Origin of the sequence: Lactiplantibacillus sp. ME-2 (assembly GCF_022549155.1) — a bacterium.
Lineage (GTDB): Bacteria > Bacillota > Bacilli > Lactobacillales > Lactobacillaceae > Lactiplantibacillus > Lactiplantibacillus plantarum.
Genome location: NZ_JAKZEQ010000010.1, coordinates 1 through 24,334 on the forward strand (window position 1 = coordinate 1; position 24,334 = coordinate 24,334).

Genomic DNA, 24,334 nt, shown 5'->3' on the forward strand with positions numbered 1-24,334 from the left:
AGATAATGACTATCATCAAAAGTGGCAGAATTGTCACAAGAAGCGGCTATTAGACAGCCATCCACAATTACGCCGTCAAATTGTTCATTGCATCTTAGATCTGCACTGGTCACCAGAGCAGATTACCGCTCGCTTTAATAAGGAACATCAATGGTGTGTTAGCTACAACACAATTTACCGTCATATCTATCAACACAATTTAGGTGAGAAGTACTCCTCACGTGGTGATACCGGTATTCAGCGCCATCTCAGACATAAACATCGGACTCGGCATTCAAAGAATACTAGACGACATCGAGAAGTACAGACCGACTATATCTCGATCCATGAGCGCCCTGGTTTTATCAACCAGCGTCAACGTATAGGTGACTGGGAAATTGATACTGTGATTGGTCGAACGGGTCACTCCATCCTTTTAACGGTTGTCGATCGGCTTAGTCGGCTTACGCTTATCAAAAAGGTTGTGCAAAAGGACTCGCAGGAGATAAATAAAGGCTTAGTTGAACTGTTAGGGGCCATTCCTAAAGAATTTGTTCATTCTATTACACCAGATCATGGGACCGAATTTCTTCATCTTGATGAAATCAGCGAAAGGTTAGGTGTTACTGTCTATTGGCCCGATCCATATTCGCCTGAACAGCGTGGAACAAATGAGAATACAAATGGATTAATCCGGGAATATTTTCCCAAGCGAACAGATATTGATAATTATACAGAACAGGACGTTGAACACTGCCAAAAGCAGTTAAATCAACGTCCTCGCAAAGTGTTAAACTATGAAACCCCATATGAAGTATTTTTTGACAAACCGTTGCACTTAGTTTGACAATTCGCCACACAAAAAAAGAACCACCCGCAGGCAGTTCTCGTAATCTCAATATTAACGACGAAGACCAAGACTTTGGATTAAGTCACGGTAACGGTTAACGTCTTCTTTACGAAGGTAAGCTAACAAGTTACGACGGTGACCAATTTTCTTCATCAACCCACGTTGTGAATGAAAATCCTTCTTGTGAACTCGTAAATGTTCGTTTAATTCGTTGATGTCTTCCGTTAAAACTGCAACTTGGACTTCAACAGAACCAGTATCGCCTTCGTGACGAGCATACTTGTTAATAAGCTCCGTCTTCTTTTCGCGTGAAATTGCCATGTGTTTCAACCACCTTTCCAATAATTGCCCTAAACTGAGTAAATCGTTGGTGGTGCACGAAAAACTAAGTAAAGGGTTGCTGAACACTTGATATAGTCTAGCAAACTAAGGAGTAAAAAGCAAGTTTCAATACATATCAAGATAAATTACTTTACACATAACGGTTGCATTCAAGCCGGGGCTTATGTATAATAGCATTTGTTGAAAAAATGATGGAGGTGAATCTGATGCCAATTATCAAATCCGCTATTGAACGCGTGAAAACAAACAATAAAGCAAACGTCCGTAACACCGCCCAAATGAGTGCGATGCGGACTGCTGTTAAAAAATTTGAAGCTGCTAAAACTGCTGGTGCCGACAACGTCGACGATTTATACTTAGCAGCAACTAGCGCCGTTGACAAGGCTGCTTCTAAAGGTCTTATCAAGCGCAACAAAGCTGCCCGTGACAAGTCACGGATGGCTGCACGTTACGCTAAATAAGCTAATTTTACGCCCGAGCATTGCGACGGCGTTTTTTTATCGCCTTTAATGACTCAAAAGATGGTCGACCGAATTCTGAGAATTCCGGTCGACCATCTTTTTTTGGGCTCCATATCTAAGCACTATTACTTTTGCCTTCGTGAATAGTCGTTCTCGCTTGTCCAACAAGCCAATGCCTAACGGGACAGCCGCGTTCCGACCGCTGACTGTCGCTCATTAACAAATTGAACCATAAATAACTCAAAGAGCAACTCCGGGTCGCGTTGTGTCGTTTTCATTTGTACTTCTGTTTGGAGCAGTCCTAAGTACGCCGCCCGTAACGCAGCTTGATCAAAATGGCGGACCGTTTGCATGGCTAGTTTGACCCGATATGGGTGCACTTTAAGCGTGCTAGCTAGGCTGCCCTGACTATAGCCTGCACGCGCCATAATTTTGACCTGTAGCAACAATCGGAATTGTCCTAATAAGATTGCATTGATCTTTAGTGGGGCTTCCTGAGCTGCCACCAGTTCATGGTAAAGTTCGACCGCTGACTGCGTCTGATAACGAAGTACATCGTTGACTAAATCAAAAACATTTTGCGTCAGTGATTTAGTCACCAAAGCCTGAACTGCCGCTAAATCAATTCGTTGGGATTGGGCTGCGTAAATCATCAACTTCGGTAATTGTCCCATAATCAGTCCCAACTGCCCGTCAGTTCGATTAACCAGTTCCTGTAGTGCGTCCGCATCAATGCGAATCTGTTTCTCATCTAACGCCGCTTGCACATAGCGTTGCGTTTCAGCCTCCGAGACTTGGTTGACTTCAACCGTCGTCGCCTGTTTTTTTAACGTTTTAACGAGCTTTTTACGCGCATCTAATTTCTCATAGGGTGCCATAAACACCAGAATCGTACTTGGTTCCGGTTGTTCAAAATAGTGCTGTAGTGAGGCCAGATCATGGTCAACCTTGGTCTTCTTATTTTCACCCGTCAAAAAGTACGGGTGATTAATAAAGACTAATCGCCGTTCACCAAAAAACGGTGCCGACATTGCATCATCTAAAGCCACAGCTACTGGCGTCGTTTCCATATCATAACTGCCGACGTTCATCGTTTGTTCTTCACTGGGAATTTGCTGCGTAAAAGCCTGTTTGAGCTGATCGGCCAAATAGTCGACCGTTCCCAAGATAACATAGATCGATGCCAAGTCACCGTTGCGAATCGATTTTAACGCCTGTTGTGCGTTGATGGCGATCACCTTCCTTTAAAAATGTTTGCCAACGTCCCTGGCGATGATTAACGAAACGATAGGTTATCATCCCCTGCAAAGCCGTTGAATAAGTGACAATATGCTGTTCAGCTAGAGTTATTAGTGTTTCTTGATTCGGATGCCCATAGCGATTGTGCCGACCCACCGATAAAATACCGTGGTGCACACCTAATTGGCGCAAAGCTAACGGATCCGAGGCTGTTTTACTGCCATGATGCCCTAGCTTTAAAACGTCCACGCGTAATTGTGGATATCGGGCAACGATTGCACGCTCCCCCGCTCGGTCAAGATCACCCGTAAACATGAAACGTTGCTGACCAAAAACCCCCGTTAGCACCAACGAATCTTCATTTTCAGCCCGTCCCGGTTTAAACGGATGCACCGCAACCAATCCATCTGCAAACGTATGGCCGGCCAATGCTTCAACCACTTTAGGCCGCTTTCTGGCGGGCACTAGCAGCTTTTGAAACTTGGCTAGGCGCGCCATTCCGGCAGGTACCACCACTTGATTGACCGGCATCAAGCGTAATAGTTCACCCAAATCACCAATATGGTCAACATCCTTGTGTGATAAATAAACTGTATCCAAGTGAGTGATCCCTAGCCGGTGCAAATAATTGACCGTAATCGTTTCCGCACGCGATCGCGGTTGTACCTGCTCTGCCTGCCAACGTGGCCGGGAAAAGTGTAGTTGCCCCCCAGTATCGATCAAACTCACTTGGCGGTTAAATGGTTGGCGAATCAAGATCGAATCGCCCTGACCGACATCGATAAATTGAACGGCACCGTGAAGTGGAAAACGTAGACTAAGACTAAAACAAGCATATGCCAGTAACAGTCGCCAGTAATACCGACGCCGCGGTGTCCGTAACAACCACAAACTCAATAGACTGAGCGTCCATGCCCACAGTGTACTCGGTTGACCGATAATGAGTAGGCCTGGCCAATGGCTGACCCACTCAAGCCAATTCTGAAAATTAACCAACACCCATTCACACACGCTGGTGACATTGGTAGAACCAAAGCCAATGCTCGCCCCCACGACCGTCACCGGTAATAATACCCAACTAAAAATAGGCGCAACCACCAAATTGACTGCTAAGGACCACAGATGCCACTGCGCCGTAGCTACAAGCAAAACCGGTAAACTGATAACCTGAATCCAAATTGCTAATCGCCACGGCGGCAAACCAGGCATTAAGATCAGCAGCAAGGCTAGTCCATAACTGAGCTGACCACCTAATTGGCTCAATACCAAAGGATTATGGGCAATCCCCATTATCAGGGCAAGGCTCCAACCACCCAACGCCCCACTTGACTGATGTGTTAGCAACTGCCAAATAATTGGTAAAGCCGCGGTTACAACTGCCCGCCGCAAGCTATCGGCACCGCCGCCCAAGACAAGGTATGCTGGCAAGAGCCCTAATAACCAAATATCGATTGCTTGCTGACTTAGATGCAGTCGTAACAAGACCCATTGCAAGAATTTAACTAATAAAATAACATGCATACCCGACAAACTGAACAAATGCAATAGTCCCAGCTGTTGAACGGCCCCCATTGTCGTCTGAAAATTTGTGGGGCGTATCCCAACCAGTAGACTCGTCGCATAACGACTAAGCGTTGGTGGCAATCTTTGACAGGCTAGAAAGAATTGCTGACGCCATTGGTGTAATCGATCAAGTAGCCCCAGCCAACCACGCCGCGACGCAATTTCTATTCGTTGAACCGCTGTGACCGTTACTTGGCGGGCGATGCCTTGACTGCGATAATACCTAGGCGCATTAAACTGCCCCGGGTTGGTAGGAGGTGCGATGGCGGCGACTTCCCCCTGAACGTGCCAGATCGTCCGGTGAGTAAACTGGGTCAGATACTGTTTTTCAGTGGCACTTTTCAGCTGTCCTCTAACAAGTACTTTGCCCATTGGACTAGTGGCAATCAGCTGATACTGACCACCGCGCACCGTAATCGCATCGGGTTGGACAGCCAAATGGCTTGTGACCACCTGACTGGGCCGCTGAACAATGGAGGCGAAACGGTGGTTTTGCCAGTTCAGCCAGATTGCCAAAGATAAAACACAGCCAATCGTCACCATCAAACACTGTCGATCTCGTAATCGGATGACTCGCAATAACCAAATTAATAATAATCCGGCTGCCAGCCATTGTTGGTCAACTAACCAACTACTAAGTAAGCCGCACGCAATGGCAGCAAAAAATAGTGCACGCAATTAGTCACGATCTAACAAGATTTGATCAAGATTCAGCTTATCCAAATCTGATTGGTCGAACTGAACTTGTTGTAAAGCCACGTGTTTTCGTTCAATTAAGGACATGGCATACGCATCGTTATGATAATTACGTAAATAATGAATTTTTTGAATTCCAGCTTGTAATAACATTTTCGTGCATTGTAAACATGGAAAGTCAGTGACATAGATTTCAGCACCATCCGTAGCTGCACCGAATTTCGCACACTGCAAAATCGCATTCATTTCCGCGTGAATAGTGCGAACACAGTGCCCATCAACAAGGTAACACCCCTCATCGATACAATGAACATCGCCGGATACTGAACCATTGTAACCACCCGCAATAATGCGTTTGTCGCGAACAATCGTGGCACCAACCGAAAGCCGCTCACACGTGCTTCGACTCGCCAATAAGACCGCCTGCATCATAAAATACTGATCCCATGGAATTCGTTGATCTTTCATCATTTTATGCCTCACTTTCAATGACAGTAGTATACCAAAATGTGCGCTTTGAAACTAGACGGTGAGCTGGTCTTTGTATTTGGCCACAGTCTTTTCTCCAAAGCCACTGACGTTTTTCAAATCATCAATTGTTTTAAAATTACCATGTTGCTGGCGATAATCAATGATTTTTTCAGCTTTCTTCTGCCTGATTCCGCTCAACGTTTGCAACGCGGCCACATCAGCCGTGTTGAGATTGACCTTATCCGTTGCCGCATGATCACTAGTTGGTGTTCCGCCAGTAGGCCCCGTTGACTGGACGACTGGTGGCGCAACAGCCGGGGCCTGTTCGCCCTTAGCTGGCACGTAGATCACTTGCTGATCGGTTACTTTGGCAGCCAAGTTGATCTGCCGAGCATCTGCCTGTGGCTGCATGCCTTGTGCCAGTTGGATGACATCCGCGACCCGCATACTAGCAGTAACCTGATACAACCCTGGTTTATTAACCGCACCCTTAATATCGACATACCCGGGTGAACTAGCACCTGTTGGTCGGGCTGGGCTCGGTGTAGCGTTCGACGGTTGGGTACTCGTTGCGGGCTGGTCAGCATTGGCAGACGTTCGACTCGCGCCTCCCATTGATGTGGAATTGAACGAATGTGCCAACAAATTATCCGTACCGGCGGGTTCAGGCTGCTTAAGTTGACTCAGTGCCCATCCCGTTATCAAAATAATGATCACGGCAGTAACACCACCAACAATCCGCCAGTGCATTTTGAGCAGCTTAATACAATCTATCATTTGTTTTCACCCCTTCAGCGAATAGTTACGCAAAAGGAGCGGCTGCCCATGAAAAAAGTTTGGGTTTTACCCCAAACTTTGCTAACTTGCATTTCAATTTTACTATTGGTGTGTCTGCAAATAATGAACGGCCTGTTTAAATGAGGTCACTGGAACAACTTTCATATTAGGCGCGTACTTTTTCGCGGTCGCTTTAGCAAGTTGATAGTTAGTTTGACCCTTTTCTTCAACCGCCAAAAGCGCTTTGGTTGGTTTCACATACGGTGCAAAGAAAATTGTCGCCCCTGCCCGCTTAGCAGCAATCACTTTCTTGTCGATACCACCAATTTCACCAACTTGTCCATTTTGATCGATGGTGCCGGTCCCCGCAATCTTCCGTCCGTGTCGCAAATTCTGATTAGTCAATTGCTGATAGATTTGCAAGCTAAACATCAATCCGGCCGAGGGACCCCCGATTTGTCCGGGATCAACCTTAACCGGAATAGTCGTCGTCACTTTAATATTATCAGTTAGGCCGATACCAATCCCGGCGCGGTGCGTGCTCAACTTGATTAGGGGCGCACTTGCTTGCTTCAAGTGGCCCTTTCGCCGATACGTGATCGTCACTCGATGTCCGACGCCCTGCTTACCAATATAATGCTGATACGCACTGGCTGTATTAAAATGGTGGCCATCGACTTTCGTAATCGTATCGCCAACTTTTAACTGGTTTCTAAATTTCGAATTAGACTGAACCGTTAAAACGTAGATACCCTGATAAACCTTGCGGTATTGCTGATGCGCAGCCGAATACGCCGTCGCGATAGCTTCGTTGATTGCACTTCGCATATAAAACTTCTGAACCCGATTATAAGTCGCGTCATCCTGACCGCCAGTCATATCCTGAGCACTGACCACGTCATAGTGCGGATTCAATTGTGCGTAAAGCCACATCAGCGGCGTCGCCCGAGCTTCTGCGACCGAGGTCAACATAAACTTACCCCGGTGATGATCCGGATGCCGCTTGACGGTCACAAAAGTCTTCAAATTGTTTGCACTTCCGGGTCCTTCAATATAGTACGGTAAAGGAATTAGAAATAGTGCAAGTACCACCAGTATCACGACCAGCAAGCCCCAGTAACGTTTTAACAACTCCCGGCCCTTAGTCATGCTGATCAGTTCCTAACCGCTGATGGAGTTTTTGCGCCACCGCGGTCGGGACGTACTTGGAAACGTCCGCTCCCATCTTGGCAACTTCCTTAATTAAGCTGGAAGAAAAGTAAGCGTACGGGGGCCGTGCAATCAAGCAAATCGTTTCGATTGTCTCGTCTAATGACTTGTTCATCCAAGCGATATCACGTTCATATCCGAAGTCCTGTTCATTCCGCAAACCTCGTACCAAAACTGTCGCATGGACACTCGCCATAAAGTCAACGGTCAAACCAGTTGCGGCCTGAACTTCAACGTTGGGTAAATCCGTCAGCTCATCACTGATCATCGCGACTTTTTCCGTCATCGTAAATAACGGTTGCTTACTCGTATTGACCATGACGGCCACAATCAACCGGTCAACTAATCGACTGGCACGTTGAATCATATCCAAGTGGCCCCGTGTGATTGGGTCGAAACTCCCCGGAAAAACTGCTGTCACCATAACTTACCCGACCTCCGTTACTTTTTGGTAAATGGTAATGACCGTAATACCGTAATCTTGTTGTCTGATCAACTCAAATCCGGGTAAGACCGTTGGCAAGTTCGCATTCGTATCCGTCTCACAAATGATCCGGCAACCCGGATTCAGCAATCCTAGTGCATCACAATGCTGAATATCCTTCACAATCTGTTGCTTGGCATAGGGTGGGTCTAAAAACACCCAATCAAAGTGTTCATCTTGGGATGCTAATCGGTCCAAAATACGCTCAGCATCGCCTTTGATAACTTCAAATCGTTCGGGGGCTTTTGTAACGGCAATGTTATCCTTGATCGTCTTGATGGCTTGATACTGCCGATCAATCAAGACGGCCCGAGCCACTCCGCGTGATACAGCTTCGATACTCAAGCCACCGCTCCCAGCAAATAAGTCTAGGGACTGCCCACCATCGAAATAGGGGCCAATAATATTAAAAACAGCTTCTTTAACCTTGTCCGTCGTCGGCCGAGTTTGCATGCCTGGCACGGCTTTGAGCCGCCGACCACCAAAGTCTCCTGCTACAATTCGCATTTCATCTTCACCAACTTAATCCTCATCATCGTCATCAGGCGCACCAGTCGTGGTTGGCTTAAAAAAGCCTTGATCCACACGTTCGCCAAAGTTCATTGCAACGTCCGGGCGGTATGACGGTTCAACCCTGCGGACAAAATTTAATTTTTTGATTTTCGTGGTCGCGGCCGGAATTTGACTTTCATCCATGTACAAGACCACATAATGCTCTTTACGCGATTGGTATTGAATTAATCCAAAACGTTTCAATTGACGCACCTGCTTCATCGAATGCATATAAACGATGAGCGACCGGCGCGGTTTAACTGTAAAATCCATCGAACCTCACCTCTTCTACTAGCGTTGCTGTTTAAATGTTAGGCTAGATTCAGCATTTCGTCAACTAAGTTCTTAACTACGCAGTGGTTTTTATTGGCGAAGCGCTGAAGCTAAAAAACACTAGTAACCTAAGCCACTAGTGTTTTTGCTTGAAATATCCTTATTGTGGTGCAATCTCGAGCAGCAAGTCATCCGTCTGAATGACGTCACCCGCATTAACATAAATATGTTCGATGACCCCATCTTCCGGTGCCTGAATGGTTGTCTCCATCTTCATTGCTTCCGTCACAAGTAATGGCTCACCCTTCTTAACCGTTTGGCCCTTCTTAACTAACAGTTTCAGAACTGAACCACTCATCGTTGCGCCAACTTCATCTTCATTAGTTGGTTCCGCCTTGCGCGTGCTGGTTGCCGATTGGTGAATGGCATTGTCCTTGACCATAATCTCTTGATTTTGACCATTGATACTAAAGTAAAGTGTCCGGACACCATCGACATCGGGATCACTAATCTGATTAAGCTTGACGATCATCGTCTTACCTTTGGCTAACTCAATATTGACCGTCTCACCGAGCCGCATGCCTTGGAAAAAGGTCGGTGTGTCTAACAGTGATACGTGCCCGTAGCGCTTATGGCTAGCGTCGTAATCCATGAATACTTTCGGATACAGGATGTAGCTGAGCACTTCCTGATGGCTCGCTTCATGGCCAAGCTTAGCCGATAGCTCTGCTTTGACCGCAGCAAAGTCAGCTGGTTTGGCTAAACTACCGGGCCGCACAGTCAACGCTGGCTGGCCTTTCAAGACGATCTGCTGGAGCTTCTTTGGAAAGCCTCCGACTGGTTGACCAAGATTGCCAGCAAAGAAGTTGATGACCGATGCTGGGAAATCGAGCTTGGTACCCTGATTATAAACATCGCCCGGTGTCAAGTGATTTTCCATCATGAACAGGGCCATGTCACCAACAACTTTAGAGCTGGGCGTAACTTTGATAATATCACCAAACATATCATTGACCGTCGCATACATCGTCTTAACTTCTTCCCAACGATCCCCGAGACCAACAGCCTTAGCTTGTTGCTGCAAGTTAGAATATTGTCCACCCGGCATCTGCGTCTGATAAATATCTGTCTGTGGTCCGGTCATACCGTTCGAGAAGTCTTGGTAGTATGGCCGTACGCCTTGCCAATACCGATCGATGGCTTCAACGTTGTTAATATCAACATCAGGTTGACGATCATTGTGGGCTAATGCGTAATACAACGAACTCATTGATGGTTGGCTGGTCGTGCCTGATAGCGCACTCGCAGCAACATCGACCACGTCAACACCAGCTTCCACTGCTCGGGCATAGGTAAAGATTCCATTACCAGTCGTATCATGCGTATGCAGATGAACTGGCACGGACAGCGCGTCTTTCAACGTCGATACTAATTCATAGGCGGCCTCTGGCTTTAACACACCCGCCATATCCTTGATGGCAATAATATCGGCACCAGTTGATTGTAGATCCAAGGCCAGCTGACGGTAATAATCAAGATTGTATTTTTGCCGATCAGGGTCCATAATGTCGCCCGTATAACAAATCGTGGCTTCCGCAATCTTCCCGGTTTCCTTGACGGCCTGAATACTCTTTTCCATTTGAGGAATCCAATTCAAACTGTCAAAAATGCGGAAAACATCAATGCCACTCTTAGCTGCTTCTAAGATAAATTCGCGAATCACATTATCTGGATAGTTCTGGTAACCCACCGCATTGGAACCACGGAACAACATTTGGAAGAGTGTCCGGGGCATTGCCTGCCGAAGTTCTTTCAGCCGATTCCAGGGATTTTCATTTAGAAAACGATAGGCCACATCGAACGTCGCACCACCCCACATCTCATAGGAGAATAACTGTGGCAACGCTTTTTGTGAAGCCGCGGCAACGGCTAACATATCCTTCGTCCGCATCCGCGTTGCAAATAAACTCTGATGCGCATCCCGCATGGTCGTATCTGTTAATAACACTTGCTTCTGGGCTAACAACCACTGTTGTAATCCCTGGACACCTTGTTGATCCAACACGTCTTTTGCCGTGACGATGTCGGGTGCGATCGGTTGAAAATCATCCTTAAACTCAACGTCCAGATAGTACTTCTTCGAATGTTGGGCAACGTCAGCGAAACCATTGACCGTCACATTTCCAATATACTTCAACATCTTATCTTCACGTTGCGTATCGTCAGGGAATTTGAAGAGCGTTGGGGTCTGATCAATAAACCGGGTCCCCGCTTCACCTGCTTGGAACGTTGGGTTGTCAATCACATTCAGCATAAACGGAATGTTCGTCTTCACGCCGCGAATATCGAATTCAACTAGGACGCGTCGCATTTTATGAACGGCCGCTCTGAAGTTCCGCGCCGCAACACAAGCCTTTACAAGCAGTGAATCAAAATAAGGCGTTACGATTGCGCCGGAATAGGTATTACCAGCATCCAAACGAACCCCATTACCACCTGGTGACCGGTACGTCTCGATGCGACCAGTATCTGGCATAAAATCATTTGCGGGATCTTCCGTCGTAATTCGACACTGAATTGCCGCACCCTTATATGTCAATGCGTCTTGATGTGGTAACCGTAAATCCTCGAATAGGTCACCACCCATCGCAATTTTGAGCTGAGCATGGACAATATCGATTTCGGTAATCATTTCTGTCACCGTATGTTCAACTTGAACCCGCGGATTAACTTCCATGAAGTAGAATTGGTCCCCTTCAACCAAGAATTCAACCGTTGCGGCGTTTAAATAGTGTACACTCTTCATCAAGTCGACTGCGGCGTTACAGATCTTTTGACGCAACTCGATTGGCAGGGCCACGGCCGGTGCAAATTCAATCACCTTTTGATTACGGCGCTGAACAGAACAGTCACGTTCAAATAAATGCATGACATTGCCGTGAGCATCCGCTAAAATCTGGACTTCAATGTGTTTGGGATTCGCGATGAATTTTTCCAAGTAAATCTCGTCATCGCCAAAGGATTGCATGGCCTCTGAACGGGCACGGTCAAAAGCTTCTTGTAATTCAGAAGCTTCGTGAACGATGCGCATTCCCCGACCGCCACCACCCATGGCAGCTTTGATCATAATTGGATAACCGTATTGCTGAGTAAATTGTAACGCCTCGTTCAGGCTAGTAACCGGGTGCAAGGTACTCGGAATCGTCTGCACGCCGGCATCGCGAGCCACACGTTTGGCCGTAATCTTATCACCAAACATCTCGAGGTGCTCTGGCTTAGGACCAACGAAGGTCATGCCTTCTTCAGCAATCCGCCGAGCAAAAGTAGCATTTTCAGATAAAAAGCCGTAACCTGGGTGAATCGCATCCACATGATTTTCTTTAGCAATGCGAATAATATCTTCAATATCCAGGTAAGCCGCAATCGGCGCCTTACCCTCACCTACTAAGTACGCTTCATCAGCTTTAAAACGGTGAACTGAAAACTCATCTTCTTTGGCGTAAATCGCAACAGTCTGAAGGCCTAATTCGTGGCAAGCACGAATGACCCGGGTCGCAATTTCACCACGGTTAGCAATTAATACTTTCTTCACCAAAATCCCTCATTTCCAAATAAAATCGTCTTAGCCTGCCTGTCGAACTGTATTAAGGCGCGCCATTTTTTCAAGTGCACTAATGTTTAATACCAATCCTAGTGAAAGCGTCAATACCATCATGCTAGAACCACCATAACTCATGAATGGGAAGGTCACCCCAGTAATCGGAATCAGACCAACGATCCCACCCACATTAATAAATGCTTGAATGGTCATGTAGGCTGCGACACCGTAACAGACCAACGCGTTGAACGTATTAGTCGCACGAACCCCGATATAGATCGTGCGCATCACGATGACAAGTAGTAAGCCCATTACGATTAAAATGCCAATTAGTCCGAGTTCTTCGGCAGTGATTGACATAATAAAATCAGTGTTCGGTTCGGGTAAATAACCACGTTTTTGCAAACTATTCCCAATCCCAACGCCTGTCAAACCACCGTTTGAGATGGCATAGTAAGAGTTGACTAACTGCGTCCCCGCTCCTGAAGCCGTTTTAAACGGATTCAGGAAACCGAGAAACCGCCGTAACTGATAAGAATTTGCAAAAGCACTTTGGGGCATGCGACTCACTAAAGGCACTAAAATCCATTCAAAGGCAGCGACCGCCCCAGCAAAGACACCAACACCTACAAAGTATGAAATGCCACTCGCAAACAAAATAACCGCCGCGATGGCTAAATTAATCGTGGCCCCACCAAGGTCGGGTTGCACAAAAATCAGTAAAATCATCGCGAACAACATCACAAACTGAGCACCCAATTCACGGATTCGAGCCACTCCAAAATGTGCCTCCCGTTGAGAAATAATTGATGCCAAGTAAATGATCAGGTAAAACTTGCAAAATTCAGCTGGTTGGATCGAGACTGGTCCCAAAATGATCCAGCCAGCCGCCCCATTAATTGATTGACCAACCAATCGGAGGAGAACCAGAACAAATAACATCGCAAACCCTAACATACCAAGTAACTTGGTTTGCTTAAAATAGTCGATCTTCAAATTCATACAAACCAAGGTGATCACTAAGCCTAAGACGACCCAGATCAGTTGTTTAACTAAATAACCGGTGGGTGTCGAACCGTTTTGTGCGGCTACGTATGAACTCGATGAATAGACCATGACAACGCCGATCCCGCTGAGAATCAAATACGGGATAAACAGCACATAGTCCATATAGTGTAACTTTTTCCACATGAGCTTAAATCCCACCCTAATTAATATCTCAATTCGGATTATCCCCCACAATAACGCGAACTGTTTGCTTGCAACAATTATAGCATAAGTCGATTTTAACACAGCATTTTCACATATTAATTTGTTGTTTTTTAATCAAGTTTGGATTACTGATTTACAAACTAGTGCGTTTAGCCTCATTAGTAACCGACTGGTAACGCCTCCAAATCAGTGTATTTCCCTTAATAAACGTACCTAGACGATTTGAACAACCCGCGCCGTTCCGGCACTTGACGTCGGAATGAATTTATCGCGCATTGCCACCCATAACGCGATAAGCGCCCCCGCAAGAGCCAACAATCGACAACGTGAACGATAAAATAGCCGTGGTAAGCCCTATTTAGGACCCACCACAGCTATTTTGGATTGCTAACCGCTCGTTAACGATCGATTTCGTGTCACGCACTGGGACGATTGCACGCTCACTCGGCCTCATCTGCCGCAATCGCGGCTCGCAACTTACGCTGATACCAATCCCTAACACGCTGGATATTCGCAACTGCCCGTTCAAATGAGAATGCGCCCAGTAATAGCAGGCACGGTAAGTACTGAATTAAGTACCGACTCCGACCACCTTCGAACAAGAGGAGGAAGATAAACCCACCAATCATCGCCAACCGGAGCAATTGAATCAATTGCCAGCGCAGGCCAAAGCCCAACGCGATAATCACGAGTAGCACTAACCACCACAGTTGCGCCACAAACCGAAAATCTGCAATATGGCGACCGTATAAATAAATAAAGTTTTTTAACCAATTACTAAAGCCCTGGTTGCTTGGTTTTTGATTTTCGCGAAAGAAATTGCCTTCCTTCAACCAGCCAAAGGTCCCGTCAGCAGTATTATTGCGTTGCTTTTTTACCAAGAATTCAAGGTAACCCCACGGTCCCAGTTTCTTGAGCTGACGCTTCAGCATCTTGATTGAGTAAGCCGTTTTTTGTGCCTTGGTGGGCAAAACGGCCATCTGTATCGCCTGCTTTTCACTATACCCGCCGGAGCCGTAAACGCCCATGGCCATAAAATGAATCGCCGGAATCGACCTTGATTTATCGATTTTGATATACGTCTGGTTCTGGATGGCCTGATTCGTATAATGATAAGTGAGGCCGGCACTTTCGAGCATCAAGATTGCCATGGCGACCGTCACAAAAATCATCGTCGTTTGTGAACCCTGCCGCGACCGCAAACGTGCTAAAAAGCTGATGATGGCAATGGCGATTACCGGAATAATGGATGACGGTTTCATGAAGTACGTTAATGTCACACTCACGCCAAACCCGACGGCGGCGGCCACACGCAGTAACGGCGGTCGCTTCGTTTGACTCATCACAAAATAGCACAGCATGAAAAATGAAACCAGCGGCAGTCCCCAAGCATCCGTATACGGCATAATAATACTTGGAAAAACCGCTAACCAACCGGCGTGCAGATACATAGCGATTCCTAACGCCGAGCGTCGTACCACAAATACGCTCATTAAATTGAAAGCTGCTGAAAGATCGACAAAAAACAGCGTCACGTAATCAAAAAATTGCCATGAAGTTTGACCAGTCACTTCCGATAGCCAGTGCATAAAAAGCATGATTGGCATGTTGTTTTGATTAAGACTGTAATACGCCGTCACGCCCACCTCCTGGACGTGTTTCGCACTGGTAGCCGCATAGTGGAGCATCCCAGCGTCAAAACCACTGACGGGATGGACAAATGTCACGAATACGAGCTGACCAATAAAAACGAGTGCTAACAAGACACCAGCCGTCCGGAGCTGATTTGTGATTAGTAGTCGATATAGCACCCGATGAACGCGCGGATACGCATAGTTCATAATCAACACGGCGACAATCACAATAATCAACCCCGTCGTCAATAAGGTCGTACTCGTCCCAAACGTCGCGTTATCCCCTAAAATAATATTCGGCGACATTACTGCAAATAACAACATTGGTGCAAATAGTAACCACCAAACGCTCGTAATCATCTTCTGACTAAATTGATAAAAATAACGTCTCATCATTAATCTACTTCGTTTGAATTCTTGCACCTGAACTAAACAATCAAGATATTCCGCCAACTTCGCGTGATATCTTATAGTCAGCCAACACGTGCCGCTTCAACTCATTTTCCTTTCCGGCGTCGATAGTGATTGTGAATTGTACGCCTATCATCACGTAAGACGGCCAACAATCGTTGCCATTCTTCGGTGAACCCCCGCATTTTCCAAGTTGCCTGGGTCGTCATCGCATTGATAACACCAATCAATCGAATCCAAGCTGTCAAAAACATATAAAGTGGCAGCGTTAATATTAGCCACCATAAATGCTTGTAGAAATGGCGTTCTTCAGGATACGGCTTTAATAAAATACCAGTACCAAAAAAGCACGCCCTATTAAGGACGTGCTTCCAAGCAATCAACTTACTTGTTCATTTTACGCTTTTTAGCTTCTTTTTCACGGGAGTTCGTGTTCAAAATGCGTTTCCGCAAGCGAACATGATCTGGCGTAATTTCACAGAATTCATCACTATTCAAGAATTCAAGCGATTCTTCCAATGTCAAATGCGTTGGTGTCTTGATTGTCGCCGTCAAATCCTTGTTAGAAGAACGCACGTTGGTCATGTTCTTACCCTTAGTAATGTTAACTGAAATGTCATTTTCGCGGCTATTTTGGCCCACGATCATGCCTTCATATACTTCGGTACCTGGATCAACAAAAATCGTTCCCCGGTCTTCGATTCCCATTGTGGCGTATGTCGTGGTCTTACCCTGGTTGATTGAAACCAAAGCACCGTTACGACGGCCTGGGTTCCAGTTAGGAATAACTGGGAGGTATTCAGAGAAAGTATGGTTCATGATTCCGTAACCACGTGTCAATGAAAGGAATTCAGTTGAATAACCGATCAAGCCTCGTGAAGGTGCTAAGAAAGTCAACCGGGTTTGGTTATTACCAGTACTTTCCATGTTCTTCATTTCAGCCTTACGCTTTGATAAGGTATCAATAATTGAACCAGTATATTCGTCTGGCGTATCGATTTGAACAGATTCAAATGGTTCGCAACGCTTACCATCAATTTCGCGATAGATAACTTCTGGACGAGATGCTTGTAGTTCATAACCTTCACGCCGTAACGTTTCGATTAAGATTGACAAATGCAATTCCCCACGACCAGAAACGACCCATGAACCAGGTTCGTCAGTATCATCAACCCGAAGTGAAACATCGGTTTCAAGTTCAGCCTTCAACCGCATTTCAAGTTGACGGGCAGTTACGAACTTACCTTCCTTACCCGCAAATGGTGAGGAGTTCGTACCGAAAGTCATTTGTAAAGTTGGTTCGTCAATCCGTAAGATTGGCAAAGCTTCAGGATTAGCTGAATCAGCAACCGTTTCACCAACGTTGATATCTTCCATCCCAGAAACAGCAACTAAGTCACCGGCGTGGGCTTCATTGATTTCCAAACGTTGAAGACCAAAGAACCCAAACAACTTAGTTACGCGGAAATTTTTCTTACTACCATCGAGTTTCATGACAGAAACACTGTCACCAACCTTGATCGTACCACGGAAGACCCGACCGATACCAACCCGACCAACATAATCGTTGTAGTCTAATAAGGCCACTTGGAATTGTAAAGGTTCGTCAGAGTTGTCAATTGGTGATGGGATCGTCTTGATGATCGTATCGAAGATTGGTTGCATCGTATGTTCCTGCTTAGCAGGATCTGATTCATAACTAGAAGTCCCATTTAAAGCTGAAACATAGACCACTGGGAAGTCTAATTGTGATTCGTCAGCACCTAATTCGATGAAGAGGTCTAACACTTCGTCAACGACCTCTTCAGGACGTGCACCGGGGCGGTCGATTTTGTTAATAACAACGATTGGTGTTAGGTGTTGTTCCAAAGCTTTTTTCAAAACAAACCGAGTTTGAGGCATCGTTCCTTCAAACGCATCAACAACGAGTAATACCCCGTCAACCATGCGCATGATTCGTTCAACTTCACCACCGAAGTCAGCATGTCCTGGTGTATCTAGAATGTTAATTTGTTTGTCGCCGTAACGTACGGCCGTGTTTTTCGAAAGGATCGTGATACCGCGTTCCTTTTCAATGGCATTAGTGTCCATCGCCCGATCGTCAATCTGGACATGTTCGTCAAGGGTATCCGATTGTTTAAGCATTTCGTTAACCAACGTCGTTTTACCGTGGTCAACGTGGGCAATAATGGCAATGTTGCGGATATCATCTCTAAATTTCAAAATTGATCTTCCTTTCATCCTTCAAAATTCTGACTATCTTCGACAGCAGAAATCTTACATATATTAATACAATCCGCCGTTACTATCAAGTCATAGCTTCAACTTGAAGCCTTCATAACGACGTTTTCAGCGGCTTTCATCCATTGACATAAAAAAACTGTGACATATGGGTCACAGTCCCACTACTTACTAGACGATTGCCAAAATTGAGCGTTGTGCGCGCTTTGTCGCTATCAGTACAGCACCCGATGATAACATATTAACCGGGTTGCCGTCAACTCTAGACACAACCAAGCCAAGGCTTTCCGCGAGAACGCGACCAGCCGCAAAATCCCATGGTCGCAAGTATGACAGGTAGCCGACTAGTTCGCCCGCTAAGACCTGGCTAATTTGAATACCAGCACTACCCATAATCCGTGGTCCCAGTGATTTGGCAATAATCGTCTGCATATTGAAGCGGTCTTGAATTAGTAACGGCGCACTCGCACCAAACAGCCCCGCATTCAGATCAACATCCGCGGGTGCAGCCAGCAATTCACCGTTAAGCGTGACGCCGACTTCAGGACCACCAGCATATAATTTATTCGCCATGACATCAAAGATATATCCCAGTGTTGGTTTACCGTCAACATACAAGCCCACCATCATCGCAAAATGATTACGCTGATGCACAAAATTCATGGTACCGTCGATTGGGTCAACGATCCAGACGTGACCATTCATATCAGTAACTTGGTCGCCGGTTCCTTCCTCAGCTAAAATCTTCGCAACTGGATCCAAGGCTCGAATCTGACGCACCAAAAAATCTTCATTGCTATGATCCACGTTAGTGACCAAATCACGCCGACTCGTCTTCTCCGCAACCGTCAAGTGGGTGCCCATCTTCGCCAACACTTGCGCTCTCGCAGTTTGCATCACGACTTGCATTTTCTGATTTAACTGTTTCACCACATTCGTTTGCACGTTAAGTCACCTAGTCTCGGTATTGAAATCGCTGCTTGTTAGTTTCCTGAGCTGCGCGCATTGTTTGATAAATCCGATAACCTGAAGCAGCCTCATAATCACGAGCCAGTCGTTTTTCTTCCGACTTAGCCGGAACGACCGTCTTAAAATCACGATAGGCTGCCAACAAGTCTGCTGTAGCGATTGTTCCTTCATTAGCGGCCTCGATGGCTTGATAAAAGGTCGTAACTTTAATGATCTCGGCCGTGGTCCACGTCTCATCCAGTGGATATTGGTAATTATCATTGTGTTTAGGCATCTTCATCCAACTCCCCCGCCGTGACCCGGTCAAGTTCCTCTTGAACCTGGCTCGCAATCTCAGCGTATTCTTTCTGCTCTTCATCAGATAGCACCATATCCGCCATTCGTTTGATTCCGTTAGCACTAATCAGTACCGGTGATGATAATCCAACCAGCTGGTCGTCATCGACTGGTGTTTGGATATTTGTGACGGTACCGATAAACGGTGTCTGGGCGTAAAACGCATTGAGCACTTGTACTAATGCTAACACACTCAAGGTCTGATTAGTAACAATCGTGGGGTCGTCGATCTGCTCCGTCGCTGCACTCATTTCGTCCATCCCAAAACTAATATCCTGGTTAGCCAAATAAGTCATCACGGGCGCCGGCCCAATATATGAACGACTCCATGAGATCAGGTGTGTCGCCGCAGTTCCCACTACGAATGCGCGGACATCCGCCGGGCCGACACTTAATTGCTGACGTAGTAGTTGCTCCAATAAACGACTCTGCGGCAAAGTACCCAATCCGACCACTTTAGAATGATCAATGCCACTGAAACGCGCAGCTAAGACACTTAAAACCGCATCATTGCTACCAGCCAAAATAATTTTTCCGTTAAAACCAGCGCCCATCGCATCATTCACAAACGCGCGAAATAGCGGCAAAGTCGCCTTTAAATCACCACTGGCATCACGGTCGCTTGCCAATGGCACTAAATTTCCAATAATCAAGCTATCTGCTTGCGAATAATCCGGCTTAGCTTGCGCCACTAGTGTAAACTGACGACAAGTTAAACTCGCTGTTACCAGTGCTTGGTAGCGCGGCGCTTCTTCAGCACCCGTTGCGACCACTAATTTCACTGGCAAATCTTTGGCAATTGCGACTAATATTAATTGTTGTACGAACTCGAATAATCCCCGAATAATTACTGTATTAATCATTTCAATCCCTCCAACCTTCGATAATAATTGTACCTGAGCTGTCAATGAATTCAAGTAAATGTTAATAAAAAGCTTACTCTTTTGTAACATTTTTGCGTAACCAATTGGTCCACTTCCCCCCGAAGCAAACACATTTTGATATGTTATTAATATAGACCACTACATGCTAAAAAGTTAGCAATTTGAATAACAACATCCGCATCAGGTTCAAAGGCGTCACTTACGGATCAGCTGAGTAATGATTAACAAGACTGACCTTCATTGCGCCTGACAGCGCGTTAAGTTACGTTTTTACGTGACTATCTTGACTGGTACTTCGGTAATCCATACTGGCTGCAACATCCTATGTAAAATAAAAGTTTGAGACTCACGCCTCAAACTTTTATTAAGCCATCATCCGCTTTAGATGTGCGTTGGGTAACCCATCGCTTCATCCGCCGCTTCTTGAACTACTTCACCTAGGGTCGGGTGTGGATGAATCGTCAAAGCAAGGTCTTCGACATTCATCCCACCATTGACCGCAACGCTTAATTCAGAAATCAAATCACTGGCACCTGGTCCGGAAATTTGGGCGCCGACAATGGTGCCTTCGTCCTTCGTACTGACAAGACGGAAGAAGCCGTCCATGGCGTTCAACGAGATTGCACGACCATTACCAGCAAATGGGAACTTCGACGTCTTCACCTGCAAGCCGGCTTCTTCAGCTTCAGCCTTCGTCATGCCAACTGTTGCCAATTCTGGATCAGTAAAGCAAACTGCCGGAATTGAAACGTAGTCGTTCGCCGTCTTCTTGCCACTGATTGCACCAGCAGCAACTTTGGCTTCAGCAAAAGCTTTGTGTGCCAGCGCAGCACCGGCGACAATATCTCCGATTGCGAAAATATCCTCAGCGGCCGTCCGCCCCTGTTCATCAACTTCGATCAAGCCGCGCTTCGTTAACTTGACGTCAGTGTATTCCAAGCCCATGTCGTCAGTATTAGGCCGCCGACCAACCGTGACCATAACATAGTCAGCATGAATCTCAGTTTCTTTCCCGTCGACAGCGTAGGTAACCGTAACGCCACTATCATCTTGTTCGGAGTTTTTAGCCATCGCATTAGTAATGACATCAACCCCCTTCTTCTTAAAGCTGTTCAAGACAAGCTTGACCATATCTTTTTCGAAGTTAGGTAAGATTTGCGGTGTCCCTTCAAGAATCGTCACGTGAGCACCGAGGTTGGCATAGGCACCAGCCAACTCAGAACCAATGTACCCACCACCGATAACCACTAATTCTTTAGGCACTTCGGGCAAATTCAAGCCACCCGTCGAGTCAACGACCCGACCACTGAACTTGAAGCCCGGAATTTCAACTGGCCGTGAACCAGTTGCGATGATCAAATGTTTGAATTTATAAGTCTGACCAGTATGGTCACCATTCATCACCCGTAAGGTATGATTATCATGCATATAGGCTTCCCCACGGACCACTTCCACCTTATGCTTCTTGAGCAGCATTTCAACGCCACCAGTCAACCGATCAACAACTTGATGGTCTTTCCAGTCCTGGGTCACTTTAAAATCCAACACCGGATCCTGAATATTTTTAATACCAAAGATCTTACTGTCCTTGGCTTCTTGTAGCCGATGACCAGCACTGATCAAAGCTTTTGATGGAATACAACCAACGTTAAGGCAGACACCACCGATATATTCCTTTTCCACCACGGTGACTTTTTGGCCGAGTTCCGCGGCCCGAATCGCAGCGACGTAACCCCCAGGGCCCGCGCCGATGATCATTGTATCGCGTTCTTCAGCAAAATCTCCTACAACCATTCTGACCTCATCCTTCCATCAAAAGTAATTCTGGATCATGTAACAATTGCTTCAATAAGTTCATTGCCCGTTGTGCTGTTGCACCATCAATCAGACGGTGATCAAAACTCAAGGACAACTTCTGCATCTTACCAACAACGATTTCACCATCGTCATTGACGTAAGGTTCCTTACCGATACGCCCAACACCTAAAATGGCAACTTCCGGTTGGTTGATAACTGGGGTAAACCAGCCGCCACCAATTGAGCCAATATTACTAATAGTAATAGACCCACCACTCATTTCACTGGCCTTTAACTTGCCATCGTAAGCTTTTTGCGTATTGTCAGTAATTTCTTTGGCAATTGCAAACAAGCCCTTACCTTCAGCGTGCTTAATATTTGGCACTAACAATCCACGGTCAGTATCGGTAGCTACCCCAATATTGAAGTAGTGTTTGTAAACAATTTCCTTGTTTGCATCATCGATCGACGCGTTCAATTCTGGGAATTGTTGTAAAACCGCAACCAAAGCTTTCACGAAGTATGGTAAGAAGGTAAGATGGATGTCGCGATCCAAAGCAACTTGCTTGTACTTCTTCCGGTGTGCCATCAACGCACTCACTTCAACTTCATCAAATAAAGTAACATGTGGCGCGGTGTGTTTACTGTTCACCATAGCCTTAGAGATTGCCTTCCGAATTGGCGTCATCTTTTCACGCGTCTCTAATTCAGGTGTGTCAGAAACATATGGTTTAACTGGTGTTGGTGCTGGTGCTTCACTTGCAGCCGGAGCCGTTGTCGCTGGCGTAGCTGCCGGTTTAGCACCCGTTGCCGCTGGCGCACCCGTGTAATTGTCAATATCTTGCTTTGTGATCTGACCATGGGCACCAGTTGGCGTAACTAACGTGATGTCAATGTCCTTATCACGTGCGTACTGGCGCACTGATGGCATTGCCAAGACCCGTTTATTAGGATTGCCCGCAGCCGGGGTTCCAGTCGGTTGTGCTGATGTTGCAGCGGGAGTTTCAGCTGCTTCACTTGCCGGGGCTTCCGTCTTAGTAGCCGCTGGTGTTTCAGCCTTAGCCGCTGGCGCAGCGTCGCCAGAACCATCGTCAATCGTGACGATCACATCACCAATTTTAGCCGTTTCACCTTCTGGAACTAAAATATCAATAACTTTACCACTTACTGGCGATGGTAATTCTTCCACCGATTTATCATTTTGAATTTCAACTAGAGAATCGTCTTCTTTGACTTCATCACCAGGTTTTACGAGCCATGATGCAATTTCGCCTTCTTCAAGACCTTCACCAAGCTCTGGTAATTTAAACTCGTAAGCCATTGGATAACTTCCTTTCATGACAGTCTCAGGTGACTGTTTTTCGATGCCGCGTCTTGATTAATAGTTCAAGATTTCGCGGGTTTTTGCCTCAATTTCATCTTCAGCTGGTAACCAATCGTCTTCTGCTAATCCGAATGGGTAGACCGTATCTGGTGCGTACACCCGGCCAACTGGGGCACTGAGATAAAGCGCACCTTTTTCAGCAATCAGTGAAGCAACGTTCGCAGCAATCCCAGCCTGTCGTTGTGCTTCTTGAATCGCAACGGCCCGACCAGTCTTTTGAACAGACTTGAGAATTGTTTCTTCATCTAAAGGTGACAAGGTCCGTAAGTCAACAACTTCAACGGAGATTTCTTCTTTTTCGAGCTTTTCCGCAACCTTCAGTGACTGGTTAACTTGTGCACTGTAAGCAATCAAGGAAATATCAGTACCTTCACGAACCACGTTTGCTTTATCTAACGGAACGGTATAAGCTTCATCCGGAATATCCGCCTTCATTGACCGGTATAACTTCAAGTTTTCAAGGAAGAAAACTGGATCGTTATTCCGAATAGAAGAAATTAATAGCCCCTTGGCATCGTAAGGATTAGATGGCGTCACGACCCGCAAACCAGGAATTTGAGCTAAATAGCCTTCTAATGAGTCCGCGTGCATTTCTGGTGTATGCGTTCCACCACCATATGGTGATCGAATGGTAATCGGCATATGCCGAGTGCCACCTGTCCGGAAACGTTCCCGTGACATTTGACCAGCAATTGAATCCAAAGTTTCAAAAATGAATCCAAGGAATTGAATTTCAGGGATTGGCCGGAAACCTTCCAATGCCAGCCCAATTGATAAACCGCCAATACCGGATTCTGCTAAAGGAGTGTCAAAAACACGATCTTCACCAAATTCGGCTTGCAGGCCATCAGTTGCCCGGAAGACCCCACCGTTTTTACCAACATCTTCACCAAAAACTAAGGTCTTTTCGTCTGACCCGAGTTCTAATCGAAGTGCATCGGTGATCGCTTGAATATACGTTTTCTTTGACAT

General features: G+C 46.2%; 22 protein-coding genes. 2 read left to right on the forward strand and 20 right to left on the reverse strand.

Going from position 1 to position 24,334, the window contains the following annotated elements:
- On the forward strand, positions 1-826 hold an 826-nt coding region (locus tag MMY95_RS05205), incomplete at its 5' end, for an IS30 family transposase (RefSeq protein ID WP_241277530.1).
- 54 nt (positions 827-880) lie between these two features.
- On the opposite strand, the gene rpsO is transcribed toward MMY95_RS05205, so the two are convergent.
- Positions 881-1,150, reverse strand: coding sequence for a 30S ribosomal protein S15 (gene rpsO / locus MMY95_RS05210; RefSeq protein ID WP_003639022.1), 270 nt, complete (start codon positions 1,148-1,150; stop codon positions 881-883).
- A gap of 227 nt (positions 1,151-1,377) precedes the next feature.
- On the opposite strand from rpsO, the gene rpsT reads away from it, so the two are divergent.
- Positions 1,378-1,632, forward strand: coding sequence for a 30S ribosomal protein S20 (gene rpsT, locus MMY95_RS05215; protein WP_003645660.1), 255 nt, complete (start codon positions 1,378-1,380; stop codon positions 1,630-1,632).
- Positions 1,633-1,808: 176 nt separating this feature from the next.
- Here the strand turns inward: rpsT and holA are convergent, their stop codons facing one another.
- From holA to MMY95_RS05310, 19 genes are all read right to left on the reverse strand, one after another.
- On the reverse strand, positions 1,809-2,870 hold the full coding sequence (gene holA / locus MMY95_RS05220; protein ID WP_011101660.1) for a DNA polymerase III subunit delta: 1,062 nt from the start codon (positions 2,868-2,870) through the stop codon (positions 1,809-1,811).
- On the reverse strand, positions 2,821-5,112 hold the full coding sequence (locus tag MMY95_RS05225) for a DNA internalization-related competence protein ComEC/Rec2 (RefSeq protein ID WP_104795796.1): 2,292 nt from the start codon (positions 5,110-5,112) through the stop codon (positions 2,821-2,823). The genes holA and MMY95_RS05225 overlap by 50 nt, the downstream gene beginning before the upstream one ends.
- Positions 5,113-5,601, reverse strand: a complete 489-nt coding sequence (locus MMY95_RS05230; RefSeq protein WP_003640806.1) for a ComE operon protein 2 — start codon at positions 5,599-5,601, stop codon at positions 5,113-5,115.
- 51 nt (positions 5,602-5,652) lie between these two features.
- Positions 5,653-6,378 carry a helix-hairpin-helix domain-containing protein gene (locus tag MMY95_RS05235; RefSeq protein ID WP_241277531.1) on the reverse strand — a complete coding sequence of 242 codons (726 nt, stop codon included), beginning with the start codon at positions 6,376-6,378 and terminating at the stop codon, positions 5,653-5,655.
- 102 nt (positions 6,379-6,480) lie between these two features.
- Positions 6,481-7,527: a SepM family pheromone-processing serine protease gene (locus tag MMY95_RS05240; RefSeq protein ID WP_003640808.1), complete on the reverse strand. Its 1,047-nt coding sequence runs from the start codon at positions 7,525-7,527 to the stop codon at positions 6,481-6,483.
- The gene (gene coaD, locus MMY95_RS05245; RefSeq protein WP_003644584.1) at positions 7,520-8,011 is read right to left on the reverse strand and encodes a pantetheine-phosphate adenylyltransferase; all 492 of its coding nucleotides are present in this window, start codon (positions 8,009-8,011) and stop codon (positions 7,520-7,522) included. The genes MMY95_RS05240 and coaD overlap by 8 nt, the downstream gene beginning before the upstream one ends.
- A gap of 3 nt (positions 8,012-8,014) precedes the next feature.
- Positions 8,015-8,578 carry a 16S rRNA (guanine(966)-N(2))-methyltransferase RsmD gene (rsmD, locus tag MMY95_RS05250; protein WP_003645666.1) on the reverse strand — a complete coding sequence of 188 codons (564 nt, stop codon included), beginning with the start codon at positions 8,576-8,578 and terminating at the stop codon, positions 8,015-8,017.
- A 15-nt stretch (positions 8,579-8,593) separates the two neighbouring features.
- On the reverse strand, positions 8,594-8,896 hold the full coding sequence (locus tag MMY95_RS05255) for a YlbG family protein (RefSeq protein ID WP_003640811.1): 303 nt from the start codon (positions 8,894-8,896) through the stop codon (positions 8,594-8,596).
- Positions 8,897-9,056: 160 nt separating this feature from the next.
- Positions 9,057-12,488: a pyruvate carboxylase gene (locus MMY95_RS05260; protein WP_241277532.1), complete on the reverse strand. Its 3,432-nt coding sequence runs from the start codon at positions 12,486-12,488 to the stop codon at positions 9,057-9,059.
- A 30-nt stretch (positions 12,489-12,518) separates the two neighbouring features.
- Entirely contained in the window at positions 12,519-13,685 is a 1,167-nt protein-coding gene (locus tag MMY95_RS05265) for an FtsW/RodA/SpoVE family cell cycle protein (RefSeq protein ID WP_003645668.1), read from the reverse strand.
- Positions 13,686-14,146: 461 nt separating this feature from the next.
- Complete coding sequence (locus tag MMY95_RS05270) at positions 14,147-15,736, reverse strand: TIGR03766 family XrtG-associated glycosyltransferase (protein WP_202861050.1); 1,590 nt, start codon at positions 15,734-15,736, stop codon at positions 14,147-14,149.
- A gap of 101 nt (positions 15,737-15,837) precedes the next feature.
- A complete protein-coding gene (locus MMY95_RS05275; RefSeq protein WP_222872292.1) occupies positions 15,838-15,999 on the reverse strand; it encodes a hypothetical protein in 162 nt (53 codons plus the stop codon).
- 136 nt (positions 16,000-16,135) lie between these two features.
- Positions 16,136-17,974: a translational GTPase TypA gene (typA, locus tag MMY95_RS05280; protein ID WP_003644590.1), complete on the reverse strand. Its 1,839-nt coding sequence runs from the start codon at positions 17,972-17,974 to the stop codon at positions 16,136-16,138.
- Between the two features lie 189 nt (positions 17,975-18,163).
- The gene (locus MMY95_RS05285) at positions 18,164-18,937 is read right to left on the reverse strand and encodes an inositol monophosphatase family protein (protein WP_053267811.1); all 774 of its coding nucleotides are present in this window, start codon (positions 18,935-18,937) and stop codon (positions 18,164-18,166) included.
- Positions 18,938-18,947: 10 nt separating this feature from the next.
- A complete protein-coding gene (locus MMY95_RS05290; RefSeq protein ID WP_011101669.1) occupies positions 18,948-19,241 on the reverse strand; it encodes a UPF0223 family protein in 294 nt (97 codons plus the stop codon).
- Positions 19,228-20,160, reverse strand: a complete 933-nt coding sequence (locus tag MMY95_RS05295; RefSeq protein WP_011101670.1) for a lactate dehydrogenase — start codon at positions 20,158-20,160, stop codon at positions 19,228-19,230. The genes MMY95_RS05290 and MMY95_RS05295 overlap by 14 nt, the downstream gene beginning before the upstream one ends.
- A gap of 402 nt (positions 20,161-20,562) precedes the next feature.
- Positions 20,563-21,975, reverse strand: coding sequence for a dihydrolipoyl dehydrogenase (lpdA, locus tag MMY95_RS05300; protein WP_053267810.1), 1,413 nt, complete (start codon positions 21,973-21,975; stop codon positions 20,563-20,565).
- Between the two features lie 7 nt (positions 21,976-21,982).
- The gene (locus tag MMY95_RS05305; protein ID WP_003644592.1) at positions 21,983-23,299 is read right to left on the reverse strand and encodes a 2-oxo acid dehydrogenase subunit E2; all 1,317 of its coding nucleotides are present in this window, start codon (positions 23,297-23,299) and stop codon (positions 21,983-21,985) included.
- 57 nt (positions 23,300-23,356) lie between these two features.
- Complete coding sequence (locus MMY95_RS05310) at positions 23,357-24,334, reverse strand: alpha-ketoacid dehydrogenase subunit beta (protein WP_003645921.1); 978 nt, start codon at positions 24,332-24,334, stop codon at positions 23,357-23,359.